The following is a 12,037-nucleotide window of genomic DNA, read 5'->3' as shown; positions in this document are numbered from 1 at the left end:
GGATTGAATGTGATGACCGGAATTACCGGCCGCAGCTGCAGCACGCGTTTGAAAAGTCGACCATGACCAGTCCGGCCTCGTGGGAACTCGCCTGCGAAAGGCTGCGGTAGGCCTGTTCGAGATGTTCCCCCATTTCATCGAAGGTGACGTCGAGATCTGTCCGAGCGTTCAGCTGTGGGAACGTTCTCAGAATCTTGCCGCAAAAATCATGCGCAGCCTGGATCTGCTGCTTGTGCCGCGCGAGCGGCCCAGGCGCCTTTAGCGCCGCGATGCGGTCAGCGGCATCCGTCCACCGCTTGGTGCAGTTGTCGACCTGCTCGAGTTCGACAAACTCGATCTTGCGCGTGACGCGCGCCAGGATCATGAGACCCGCAAGCTGGCCGATCACCCGGCGCAGATCCTCGTAGATGCCACGGCAGGCCATCGCATAATCGCCGGTCTGCTCCGAACCGAGAGCGGCAACGAGCTCGGCTTCGCCGGGCGGAAGGGCTTCCGGCACCGGATCGCATCGCATCAGCATCGCGCAATCGGGCTTGTGGATGCCGACGATGCGGTTGAAGGTCTGGCTTTCGGCATGGGCGCTCATTGCTTACTCCTCCTCATTGTTGTCTGACGCTCCACCATCGGGCCGGGCGGTATGCGCACGATGCGGGGTTCATGGTCTGAATGGTTATGATGGCCGGCAAGCTCACGGGCGAGTTCGACGGTTGTCTCCATCATCTCCCTGGTCGGCTGGGCGACCGTCGTCAGACGATGCGAGGGCCAGCCGGCCATGGCGATGTCGTCATATCCCACGACAGAGACATCGTCCGGCACCTTCAGGCCAAGGTTTTCCTGAATGCCCTCGATGAAGCCGATTGCGACGATGTCGTTGGCGCAAAAGACCCCGTCAGGCGCCTCTCCCTCCGAGACCTGCCGCCAGGCTTTGTAGCCATCCGTGTAGCTGAAGGTGCCCGCCTCGAATATGCGAGGCGGCGAAAGGCCGCGCTCGACGGCGCGGTCGCAAAAGCCCTTGCCTCGCTCGACATTAGTCGAGGCGCCGGGAAAGGCCGAGACATAGGCGAGTTTGGTATGGCCGCTGTCGATCAGGAAATCGGCGGCCTTCCGTCCCCCTTCGATATTGTCGCACGTCACCCCGAAGCCGAGACCATCGGCAGAAAGCCGGTTGAAGAAGATGCAGGGCGCGCCGGCGGCCTCGCATTTCTCGCGCGCCGAGGATTTGAAATTGGTCGCCAGGATGATCACGAGGTCGGGCTGATAGGTCAGCAACAGGTCGACGGCCGGGTCGATTTCCTCGGGCCGTCCGGGCGCGACGAGCATGGTGTTCATGCCGTGGCCCTGCAGCAGGCCCGTCAGGTTCGTCATCACTTCGGGATAATAGGGGTTGGCGAGATCGGAGACGACCATGCCCACGATCTGCGTCTTCTTGGTCACCAGGCTCTTGGCAAATGGATTGGCCCTGTAGCCGATTTCCTCCGCGCGCTTGAGCACTGTGCGCCGGGTTTCCGAAGCGATCACCGCATCCGGATAGAAGGCCCTCGATACCGTCGAAACGGACATGCCGAGATCGCGTGCGAGATCCTTGACTGTCACTCGGTTACGGCCGGCTTGTATCTTGGTTTTCGAGGACATGTTCCCGTATTCCACTGTTCGCGTTACTTGCTCGATCAAAGCCAATGGACAATCCTAATGTCCATTGCGCAACAGACAACGCAGATTTGGAACGCCGCAGTCCACATTTTACCGCGGCGTCCCGGTTCGATCTCACTTAAGGCTGAACGGTCGCTTCCACCTTGGTCAGCTTGTAGAGCGTTGCAGGCGCTTCGCAGTCATCGCAGTTGATGCCCGGAAGATTGGAGGCTTCCGGCACGGCCTCCGGCAGCGGCTGGATGGTTGCGCCGGCAACCGGTGTGCCGTCCAGGGCAGAATCGACGTTGATCTCCGGCAGCAGTTCCGGATTCAGCACTTCCGAGACGAAGGAAGACGGCACCCGGCTTGCCGGGAACACGTTGCAACCGTTTTCGTAGCTGTCGCCTTCGCAGACCTTGACGTCGGCGGCGGGAACCCATGGAAGCGGGTACTCGATGTTCATCGGCTCGAGTTCGCGTTTGCCGGTGAGGATTTCCATCATCAGCTTGAACGCATAGCCGGCCTGGGCGGGCGGCGAACCGGAAGACACACCGCGCAGGCCTTTTTCCTGCATGGCGGGATCGGCGAGCGCGAGGCGGAAGCCGGCGGAGTTCTCACCCGTCATCGGCACGAGACGGTCGCCCGCGTCGAGAAGGGCCTGGACGGCGCCGTATTCGCCAGCCTGTGCCCAGATGCCGTCGACATCCGGATGCGCAGCGAGCGCCTTTGCGGTTTCCTGCTGCGTGGTACGATCATCCCAGTAGGAATAATACTCGCCAGCAATTTCGATGCCCGGATACTGGTTGAAGATGTGCATGGCGCCGTCGGTATGACGCTGGTCGACCGAGTTGCCCGGCACGCCGCGCGACAGGAAGATCTTGCCCTTGCCGCCCAGTTCGTTGACGAGCGCCTGGGCGCTGTTCTCGCCGAAGCCCGATGACAGGTAGCTGACATTATAGGCGCAGCTTTCTGTCACTGTCGCATCGTACATGAAGAACAGAACGCCATCGTCGCAGCCGCGACGGATGGTGCGGTTGAGCGCGGACGAAGAGATCGGGAAGCTGACGATGCCATCGGCGCCGTCCTCGATCATGCTTTCATAGGCCGAGATCTGGGCCTGCGGGTCGGTGCCGGAGATGACCTCGACGAGATCGACCATTTCGTCATAGGGCGGTGTCGCGGCCAGCGCCTTGACGATATTTGCGGCTTCCGACTGCCAGGCGTTGCCGGAATAGGACAGGCTCAGATAGATCTTGTACTTGCCGTCTTCGCCCTGCGCCTTTGCCGGAGCCGTTGCCCCAAGCGCGGCAGCGGCCAGGACCATCGCCGAAGCTGCGAGTTTCAGTCTGTGTTTCAGCATTGTCGTTTCTCCTCCAAGATTGGCCAGATTATTTCCATTCGGGACGCTAGGCCTTGCGCCGAATCGAGCGAATGCGGTTGAAAAGTTCCTCCCGAAGCAGCAGCAGCGCGATCAGGATGATGGTGCCTTCGATGATGGTCCGAAGACCGAACTCCAGGCCGATCGCGGAGATGATGGTGCCCAGGATGGTCAGCAGGAACGCGCCGCCGACGGTGCCGAGAAAGCTGCCCTGCCCGCCAAGGATCGAGGATCCGCCGATGACCACGGCAGCAATGGAGGGCAGGAGATAGTCGTCGCCCATGCGAAGGGTCGCGCCGCTGGAATAGCCCACCAGCATGAAGCCGGCGAAGCCCGCGCACATGGCGCTGATCACATAGGGAAAGATCTGCATGGCGACCACCGGCACGCCGGCGATCCGCGAGGCTTCCGGATTGGTGCCGATCGCATAGAGGTAGCGCCCGAGCGGCGAACGCTCCTGCAGCAGCCAGCCCAGAAGGACGAACCCGATGACAAAGACGATCGGCGACGGCAGCCCCAGGATGTGAGACTTCATCAGCGCCACAGCAATCTCGGGCGCATAGCCGCGCGGCGTGCCCTTGGTGATGCCGAGCGCGGCCGAGGTCACGATGATCGATGTTGCCATCGTCATGATGAAGGGCGGCACCCGCATCCAGACGACACCGACGGCCGAGAGCAGGCCGACAAGGCCGCAGGCCAGAAGTGCCGCAGGCAGCAGGAACCAGGCGTCGGGGTTTCCGGCGCCCACCATTGCCGTGGAAAGCACCCCGCCGAGCGTGATGAGCGCGGGGATCGAAAGATCGAGACCGCCGGTGAGGATGACCAGCCCCTGACCGAAGGCAACCACGACCAGGAACGAGCCGAGGATCAGCACCGTTTCGACCTGCGACCACGAACCGAGCGCGGGCGAAATGAAGCGCGACAGGAACAACAGGACGACGCAGATGATGGCGATGGCGATCGTCGAAACCGTCTCGCGCCTGATGCGCGCGGCCTTGCGTGTGTCGGCGGTCTGCGACAGGGTGGCGTTTTCGTTGCTCATAGCTTTGCGGCCCTTTCACCCAGTTTTTCGATCAGTCCGCTGAAGACGACGGCGATCACGAGCACCGAGCCCTGGAAAACGCCGGTGTAAAAGGACGAGACACCGCTCGAAAACAGCACCTTCTGGAGGAGCATCAGCGTGGCGGCGCCCATCACCGAGCCAAAGAGACTGCCCTTGCCGCCCGACAGGGAGGTGCCGCCCAGCGCCACGGCGGCGAAGGAGAGAAGCAGCAAGGGGGTGCCGGAGGTCGGATTGCCGGTGGCGGTTTGGGCCGAGAGCATGAAGCCGGCCAGCCCGTATAAAACGCCCGCGCTGACGAAGGTGAAGAAGCGCACCTTCCTGACGTTGATGCCCGACAGGCCCGACGCATGCTCGTCTGCGCCGATCGCGTAGATTGAAATGCCGAACGATGTCCGCCGGATGTAGAGCCAGGCGAGAACCACGGCGAGCACGAAGAGCCCGGAGATCGGGATCGTCTTGAACAGGCGGTCCGTGAGTTCGTAGGACAGCCAGTCGGCGACGCGTCCGCCCGGCGCGTTGAGAATGACGAGCGCCACCCCCTGGCAGATGATCATGGTCGCAAGGGTTGCGGCGATGGACTGAAGCCGGAGATAGGCGACGAGGAACCCGTTGATCGCGCCGACAGAACCGCCGATTGCCACGCAAATGAGGATCGACATCACGGCGCCGCCGGGACCATCGAGCGGATAGACCGCCATGACCACGTTGCAGACCGAGATGACGCCGGCGACCGACAGATCGAACCCGCGGCTGATGATGACGAAGGTTTGTCCGGCCGCTGCCAATGCCAGAGGCACGGTGTTGTTCATCAGCGCCGCGATCGATGATGACGACAATGCCCGCGGCTGCAGGTAGAAATAGAGCGCGTAGAGCGCGAAATAGAGAATGACGATGATGAGGCCGCCCTGGAGCAGACGCGCGAACATCTGTCCGGCAAGCCGTCCCTGAGGCGGATCGACCTCGGTTCGTGTGGCGATCTGGTTCAGTCCGGTCATGAGGCAGCCCCTTCCAGGGCATCGACATGCCCCGTCATCGCGGCCACCAGACGCCGCTCGTCGATCTCTTGGCGCGAATAGGTCTTTGCGATTTCTCCGCCGTAGAGCACCATGCACCGGTCAACGAGTTGAACGAGTTCGGGAAGTTCCGAGGAATAGAAGAGCACGGAGCCTCCTTCGTCGGTAAAGGCGCGGATCGCGGCATAGATCGAGGCTTTGGTGCCGACATCCACCCCGCGCGTCGGATCGAAGAGCAGGAGCGTGCGCGCGCCGGTGGCAAGCACCCGTGCGATGAGCGCCTTTTGCTGATTGCCGCCGGACAGGTCGCCGATTGCAAAACCGAGATAGCGCGGCGCCATGTCGACGCGTTCGCCGGCCGCCTTCGCCATCCCGAACTCGACGCGGTCGTTGACGAAAGCCGGGAAGCCGACGGTGCCGAGGATCGGCAAGGCGACGTTGGATGCCGCCGTCATGCCAGAAAGAATGCCCTCCGTCTTGCGCTCCTCCGGAAGATAGGCGACGCCGCTTCCGGCCTTCAGCGCGGCGCGCGGCGAGCGCGCGGTGTAGGGTTTGCCGTCGAGTTCGACCGAACCTTCCGCGACCTGTTCCAGCCCGGCGAGCATGCGGAAGACATCCCGCTGCCCCTGCCCTTCCAGCGCGGCAATGCCGACCACTTCACCGGCATTCAGCTCGAAACTGACCTTCTTCACCGCGCCGCCGGAGAGATTGCGCACCTTCAGCCTTGTAGCGCCGGCGGTGGGCGTCCGCCCCTCGCCGGTGATGCCGTCGCGCACTTTCTTGCCGACCATCAATTCGAAGATGTCGCCATCGGTCGCCTCTGCCAGGCTGACGCTTGCGATCGTCGCGCCGTTGCGCAGCACCGTCGCCGAGCGGCAAATCTCGCGCACTTCGGAAAGGCGATGGGAGATATAGAGCACAGCCACATTCCGCCCGGTCGCCCGATCGATCTGCTCGAAGAGCCAGTCCGTCTCCGCAAGCGATGCGGTCGGCTCGTCAAGGATGAGCACGCTGCCGGCGTAGCTGAGCGCCCGCACGATCTCCAGCCGTTGGCGGTCAGCGAGCGGCAAGGTGGAGACGTCGACGCGAGGATCGAGCCGGCCGAGCCCGTGCTCGGCGAGGATCTGGGCGGCACGCTCGACATTGCGGCGACCCGAGACCATGCCGGCAAAGCCACGGCTGAGATGCGGCAGCAGAAGGTTCTGTGCCACGGTCAGGTTCGGAACGAGGCTCAGTTCCTGAAAGGCGGTCGCGATGCCCTGCATCCGCGCATCCTCGATGGATTGCGCCCGGCAGGGCTTTCCGTGGACATGGATGGTGCCCGCGTCCGGCGCGACCGCACCGGTGAGAATCCGCACCAGCGTCGACTTGCCTGCACCGTTCTCGCCGAGCACGGCATGAACTTCACCGCCCTCGAGCGCAATGTCCGCATGCTCCAGCGCAACCGTTGCGCCATATGCCTTGCGGACAGACTCAGCCACCAGCGCCCTTGCAGGCGCCGTTTGTATATTCGAAATCTGCACAGTCTCCTCCCGCCCAGAAAACTTTAGTGAGAACGTTCTCTGAGAACGTTCTCATAACACGGCAATTCTTCTTATCCGTCAAGAGGCGAGCAGGAAAATAACGCGTTCTGGTGGGAGATCCGTGATATATCAGCCACTTGGGGATGGTTGCCTTGCCGGCGTTGGTCTGGCCTCCGCGCGGAACCGATAATGCATAGGCTTGCGCTTGAGAGCCGAGGCTCGGATGAAGTCTTGTCGCGGAATGACATCGACGACCCTAGATCGTTCAATGGCTTGCTCATCGTTCTGTCAGAGCACTAACGCTGCGACCAGTCTGCAAATCGCGCTTTGATGCAAGGCGTTTGGCGTCAGCCAGAATTTTTATCGGGATGAGCCTCATCGCAGCGGCTACAACGGCAGCATCGCCGATCTGTTGCTTGGGCTTATGATGGTGCAGAAGACGTGGGTTTGCGCCCTGTGCTGACAGACGGAGATGCAGGAAATCACTACCGCGTGTCTTTTGACAATCACGAAAGTCCAGCATTGCATTGGCGGTATCTTACCCGCTCTGAGACCTAAAATGGGCTGCGTGATCTCTACCGCTGACCCCGGTCAAAACGGAAAGGATGACCGTCGCCTGGTTTCGCGAGAGGAAAAGCCCGCGTTAGCGCGCCAGCTCCTATCGTTCGTTTTTTTGGGAACGCTGATCCCGGCCGAGCGTTATTCGGGGGAATGGCGGCGCGCTTCTCGCGCCGCCGAAACAGATTGAACAGGAGGACACCATGCCAGGTATCGCTCAATCCAAGATTCTGATTCTCGCCACCAATGGCTACGAACGTTCCGAACTGCGCGTGCCGCTCGACAAGCTCAAGGAAAAGGGTGCGGCCGTCACGATCGCTTCGATCGAAAAGGGCCCGATCAAGAGCTGGGACGACAAGGACTGGGGTGACAGCGTCGAAGCGGAGCTTTCCGTCGATGACGTGACCGTATCCGATTACGATGCGATCGTGCTTCCGGGCGGCCAGATCAACCCGGACATTCTGCGCACCAACAAGAAGGCTGTCTCGATCGTCAAGGAATTCGTGAGCTCGGGCCGCATCGTTGCAGCCATCTGCCACGGTCCGTGGATGCTTGTCGAAGCCGACGTTCTGAAGGGGCGCGAGGCGACGTCCTATCCTTCGATCAGCACCGACATGAAGAATGCCGGCGCTAAATGGGTCGATCAGGAAGTCGTCACCGACAATGGCATCATCACCTCGCGCAACCCCAACGATCTGCCGGCCTTCGTCGACAAGATCGTCGAGGAAGTCGAGGAGGGCCGCCATCCGCGCAAGGCTGCCTGATCTGGACGCATGATCAGAGCTCCTGAACAAGCGCAAGCGTGAGCGCTTGACGCAAAACCCGGGCAATGCCCGGGTTTTTAGTCTGATATTGAGCGGGACCGGTCAGGGTCGGGTTTAAGCCGGGTGTTCGGGCGTGGAGACCAGAAGTTCGGAGAGGTACCTGCCGTAATCCGTCTTCCGGAAGGTTTCGGCATGCCGGCGCAGCATCGCAGCATCGATCCAGCCGCTACGATAGGCGATCTCCTCCGGACAACCAGACTGCATCCCTTGCCGGACAGACAACGTCCGCACGAAATTGCCGGCGTCGAGCAGGCTTGAATGGGTTCCGGTGTCGAGCCAGGCATAACCGCGCCCCATCCGCTCCACCGCAAGCTTGCCTTCGTCGAGATAGGTTTCAAGTAGGGTCACGATTTCAAGCTCGCCGCGATGCGATGGTTTGACCGCGCGCGCGCGCTGCGGCGCCTCGCTGTCGAGAAAATAGAGACCTGTGACAGCGTAGTGCGACGGCGGAACCTCGGGCTTTTCGATGATCTGCTTGGCCTTGCCATCCTTGTCGAACGCCACAACCCCGTAGCGCTCCGGGTCAGCAACATGATAGCCGAACACGGTGCCTCCCTTTGTCTTCGCGTCGGCGGCCGCCAGCAGTTCCGGCAGGCCATGGCCGAAGAAGATGTTGTCGCCGAGGGTCATCGCGGACGGCGCCCCGTCGAGGAAATCCTCTGCGAGAATATAGGCCTGGGCCAGCCCATCCGGCGAAGGCTGGGTGATGAAGGTGAGTTCGATCCCCCACTGGCTGCCATCGCCCAGAAGCCGCTTGAACTGATCCTGATCGGTCGGCGTGGTGATGATCGCGATTTCGCGGATCCCCGTCAGCATCAGCACCGAAAGCGGATAATAGATCATCGGCTTGTCATAGATCGGCATCAGCTGCTTGGAGATCGCCATCGTCAGCGGATAAAGCCGCGTGCCGGAGCCGCCGGCCAGAATGATACCCTTGCGTGCCTTCACGATTGCGCCCCCAATTCCTTCAATACGTCCAGTAGATCTGCCCGCCAGTCCGGTCGCGCGAGACCGAAATTGGCAAGCGATGAACAGTCGAGCCGCGAATTCAGCGGTCGCGATGCCGGTGTCGGATAGGCGGACGTCGGTATATCCTCGACCCTGACCGACTTCCCGGCAAGATCGAAGATCGTGCGGGCAAAATCCGCCCAGCTCGTGTCCGGCCCGCCGGAGAAATGATAAATGCCCGATTTTTCCGGATGAGCCCGTAGCTGGCCTGAAATCACATAACAGGCAAGCGCAATGGCGCGCGCCGATGTCGGTCCGCCGATCTGATCGGCAACGACATTGAGGCTGTCCCGGCTTTCGGAAAGCCGCAACATGGTCTTGACGAAGTTTCCGCCATGGGCGGAAAACACCCAGCTTGTCCTGAGAATGGCATAGGCGCCGCCGGCGCCCGCCACACGCTTCTCGCCTTCGAGCTTGGTGCGGCCGTAGGCACCCAGCGGAGCGGTGTCATCGCCCGGCGAGAACGGCGTTTCGCCATCGCCGGAAAACACGTAATCGGTAGAGATATGCACAAACGGCACGCCGCGCTCTGCCGCAGCTTGCGCGATCGCACCTGGCGCGGCGGCGTTGACCCTGAACGCCGCCTCCTCGTCACTCTCCGCCTTGTCGACCGCCGTATATGCGGCCGCATTGATGACGGCATCGGGCGCGTGCACGGCAATGGCTGATGCGCAGGCTTGCGGATCGGAAAGATCCACCTCTTCGCGCGACAGGAAGACCGCGTCGGGCAATATCCGTTGAAGCTCCGTCGCCACCTGGCCGGAACGGCCGAAAACCAGGATCATGCCTTCACCCCAAGCCGCTCGCCGACGCCCTTGCGGTTCTGCAGCGCCTGCCACCAGGCCTCATTGTCGAGATACCACTGCACGGTCTTGGCAAGCCCCTCCTCGACGCTCACGGAAGGCCGCCAGCCAAGCTCCGCGCTGATGCGCGACGGATCGATCGCATAGCGCAGGTCATGGCCGGGCCGATCGGTGACGAAGGTGATGAGGTCGCCATAGCTGCCGCTTTCGCGCGGGCGCTTCTCGTCGAGGATCGCGCAGATGGTCTTCACCAGCTCCAGATTGGTGCGCTCGTTTTCGCCGCCGACATTGTAGCTGCGGCCGACCTCGCCCTTTGTAATGACGGTCAGGAGCGCTTCGGCATGGTCTTCGACATAAAGCCAGTCCCGAATATTCTCGCCCTTGCCATAGACCGGGATGGCCTTGCCCGCGAGCGCGTTCAGGATCACCACCGGAATGAGCTTTTCCGGGAAATGATAGGGCCCGTAATTGTTCGAGCAATTGGTGACCAGAACCGGCAGGCCGTAGGTCTCGTGCCAGGCGCGCACCAGATGGTCCGAGGCAGCCTTGGACGAGGAATAGGGCGAACGCGGATCGTAGGGCGTGTCCTCGGTGAACATCCCCTCCGGCCCGAGCGAGCCGAACACCTCGTCCGTCGAGATATGGTGGAAGCGGAAGCTCTCCGGCCGGCCGCGGGCGACCCAGTAGGCGCGCGCAGCCTCCAGCATGTTGTAGGTGCCGTTGATATTGGTCTCGATGAAATCACCCGGCCCGTCGATCGAGCGGTCGACATGGCTTTCCGCGGCCAGATGCATGACCGCGTCGGGCTGGTGCTTTGAGAACACCGCATCGAGCGCGGCGCGGTTCCGGATATCGGCCTGTTCAAAGCTGTAGAGGGGGCTGTCTGCTACGCTTGCGACGTTGTCGAGGCAGGCTGCATAGGTGAGCGCATCGACATTGACGACGTCGAAACCGCGCTGAACCGCAAGACGAACGACGGCCGAACCAATGAAGCCTGCGCCACCCGTGACCAGAAGTTTCATGTGTGATCCTCAGTAGGTAAAGGGGTTCGAGAAGGCCGCGAAGGACGGCGCATCCCTGTCTTTTGCCGAGACCACCGGATCGATATCCTTGAGCGGCCAGTCGATGCCGATATCGGCATCATCGAAACGCACGCCGCCATCGCATTCGGGCGCATAATAATCCGAGCACTTGTAGACGATCTCGGTATCCGGTTCGAGGGTCATGAAGCCATGCAGGAACCCTTCCGGGATCAGCAGCTGCTTGCCGTTTTCGAAGGAGAGCTCGACGCCGTACCATTTGCCGAAGGTGGGCGATCCCTTGCGGGCATCGACCGCCACATCGAAAAGCCGGCCGCGGCCACAGCGGACAAGCTTTGCCTGCGCATGCGGCGGCGCCTGGAAATGCAGGCCACGCACGGTGCCAACCGTCTTCGACAGCGAATGATTGTCCTGCACGAAATCGATATCGACGCCGTGACCGGCAAGCGCCTTCCGGCTCCAGCTCTCACTGAAAAACCCACGCTCGTCGCCGAACCGCTTCGGCGTGATGAGGAGAAGGCCCTCGATTCCAGGGTTTTTAATATCCACGTGCTGGTCTCCGTCGGATGCGTTAATTATACCGAAATTGGAGTACACGACCTCGCGCGCTGCTACAAGGGAGCCCTTCTGAGCTGAACCCCGACTTCCCTGCAGTTTTCAGGGGGCAAAGCATAGGTTTTCGTGCAATGTGCCGCTATTCCTTGCACAAAAAAGCCCCCTGACTTTGTCAGGGGGCTATATTTTTTGATTTGGTTGCGGGGGCAGGATTTGAACCTGCGGCCTTCAGGTTATGAGCCTGACGAGCTACCGGGCTGCTCCACCCCGCGTTATGCTTTGAGCGACCGGGGGGGACCTGCGTTGGACGGATTGTCCATTGGGTTGCCCGGTATTTTGTATTTTGTCGGTCCTCGAAGGCTTAGGCCTTCTGCGGTTCGACATCTTTGTTTTGTCGGTCCTCGAAGGCTTCGCCTTCTGCGGTTCGACGGGGGCTGCTCCACCCCGCGTTATGTCTGAGCGACGTTTTATGGCTGAACGAAGAAAGCCGCCTTGATGGCGGCTTTTGATCGGCAGTCGCCGCTGATGCATGATTTGAGAAGATTGTGTTGCATTTGGCAGACCTGGCAGCGACCTACTCTCCCGTGTCTTAAGACAAAGTACCATTGGCGCTGGGGTATTTCACGGCCGTGTTCGGAATGGG

Annotated in this window: 11 protein-coding genes, 1 tRNA gene and 1 rRNA gene; 1 reads left to right on the top strand and 12 read right to left on the bottom strand. The window is 61.5% G+C overall.

The genetic code is table 11. The annotated features are described in order from the left end of the window. Nucleotides 1-22: 22 nt before the first annotated feature. The 6 genes from HPQ62_RS17575 to HPQ62_RS17550 all read right to left on the bottom strand — a co-directional run bounded on the left by HPQ62_RS17575 (nucleotide 23) and on the right by HPQ62_RS17550 (nucleotide 6,564). Nucleotides 23-586 (bottom strand): hypothetical protein, encoded by a 564-nt coding sequence (locus tag HPQ62_RS17575; RefSeq protein WP_174803893.1) that lies wholly within the window; start codon nucleotides 584-586, stop codon nucleotides 23-25. Beyond that, nucleotides 583-1,593, bottom strand: coding sequence for a substrate-binding domain-containing protein (locus HPQ62_RS17570; protein WP_174803892.1), 1,011 nt, complete (start codon nucleotides 1,591-1,593; stop codon nucleotides 583-585). The genes HPQ62_RS17575 and HPQ62_RS17570 overlap by 4 nt, the downstream gene beginning before the upstream one ends. Before the next feature lie 175 nt (nucleotides 1,594-1,768). Next, nucleotides 1,769-2,989 carry a sugar ABC transporter substrate-binding protein gene (locus HPQ62_RS17565; protein WP_174803891.1) on the bottom strand — a complete coding sequence of 407 codons (1,221 nt, stop codon included), beginning with the start codon at nucleotides 2,987-2,989 and terminating at the stop codon, nucleotides 1,769-1,771. A 46-nt stretch (nucleotides 2,990-3,035) separates the two neighbouring features. Continuing rightward, nucleotides 3,036-4,049, bottom strand: coding sequence for an ABC transporter permease (locus HPQ62_RS17560; protein ID WP_174803890.1), 1,014 nt, complete (start codon nucleotides 4,047-4,049; stop codon nucleotides 3,036-3,038). Further along, nucleotides 4,046-5,065: an ABC transporter permease gene (locus HPQ62_RS17555; protein ID WP_174803889.1), complete on the bottom strand. Its 1,020-nt coding sequence runs from the start codon at nucleotides 5,063-5,065 to the stop codon at nucleotides 4,046-4,048. The genes HPQ62_RS17560 and HPQ62_RS17555 overlap by 4 nt, the downstream gene beginning before the upstream one ends. After that, entirely contained in the window at nucleotides 5,062-6,564 is a 1,503-nt protein-coding gene (locus tag HPQ62_RS17550) for a sugar ABC transporter ATP-binding protein (RefSeq protein ID WP_342343732.1), read from the bottom strand. The genes HPQ62_RS17555 and HPQ62_RS17550 overlap by 4 nt, the downstream gene beginning before the upstream one ends. Nucleotides 6,565-7,367: 803 nt before the next feature. On the opposite strand from HPQ62_RS17550, the gene HPQ62_RS17545 reads away from it, so the two are divergent. Then, nucleotides 7,368-7,928, top strand: a complete 561-nt coding sequence (locus HPQ62_RS17545) for a type 1 glutamine amidotransferase domain-containing protein (protein WP_174803887.1) — start codon at nucleotides 7,368-7,370, stop codon at nucleotides 7,926-7,928. A gap of 114 nt (nucleotides 7,929-8,042) precedes the next feature. On the opposite strand, the gene rfbA is transcribed toward HPQ62_RS17545, so the two are convergent. The 6 genes from rfbA to rrf all read right to left on the bottom strand — a co-directional run. Then, nucleotides 8,043-8,936 (bottom strand): glucose-1-phosphate thymidylyltransferase RfbA, encoded by an 894-nt coding sequence (gene rfbA / locus HPQ62_RS17540; protein ID WP_174803886.1) that lies wholly within the window; start codon nucleotides 8,934-8,936, stop codon nucleotides 8,043-8,045. Next, nucleotides 8,933-9,781 carry a dTDP-4-dehydrorhamnose reductase gene (gene rfbD, locus HPQ62_RS17535; protein WP_174803885.1) on the bottom strand — a complete coding sequence of 283 codons (849 nt, stop codon included), beginning with the start codon at nucleotides 9,779-9,781 and terminating at the stop codon, nucleotides 8,933-8,935. Before rfbD ends, rfbA begins: the two co-directional genes overlap by 4 nt. Next, the gene (gene rfbB, locus HPQ62_RS17530) at nucleotides 9,778-10,821 is read right to left on the bottom strand and encodes a dTDP-glucose 4,6-dehydratase (RefSeq protein WP_174803884.1); all 1,044 of its coding nucleotides are present in this window, start codon (nucleotides 10,819-10,821) and stop codon (nucleotides 9,778-9,780) included. The genes rfbD and rfbB overlap by 4 nt, the downstream gene beginning before the upstream one ends. Nucleotides 10,822-10,830: 9 nt before the next feature. Then, entirely contained in the window at nucleotides 10,831-11,388 is a 558-nt protein-coding gene (gene rfbC / locus HPQ62_RS17525; RefSeq protein WP_174803883.1) for a dTDP-4-dehydrorhamnose 3,5-epimerase, read from the bottom strand. Between the two features lie 201 nt (nucleotides 11,389-11,589). Then, nucleotides 11,590-11,666 (bottom strand) — tRNA-Met (locus HPQ62_RS17520). Between the two features lie 289 nt (nucleotides 11,667-11,955). Beyond that, nucleotides 11,956-12,037, bottom strand: a 5S ribosomal RNA gene (gene rrf, locus HPQ62_RS21305); the annotation flags it as partial.

Origin of the sequence: Martelella limonii (assembly GCF_013344475.1) — a bacterium.
Taxonomy (GTDB): domain Bacteria; phylum Pseudomonadota; class Alphaproteobacteria; order Rhizobiales; family Rhizobiaceae; genus Martelella; species Martelella limonii.
The sequence above is the reverse complement of the archived record's forward strand: the minus strand, read 5'-3'. Positions and strand labels throughout refer to the sequence as shown.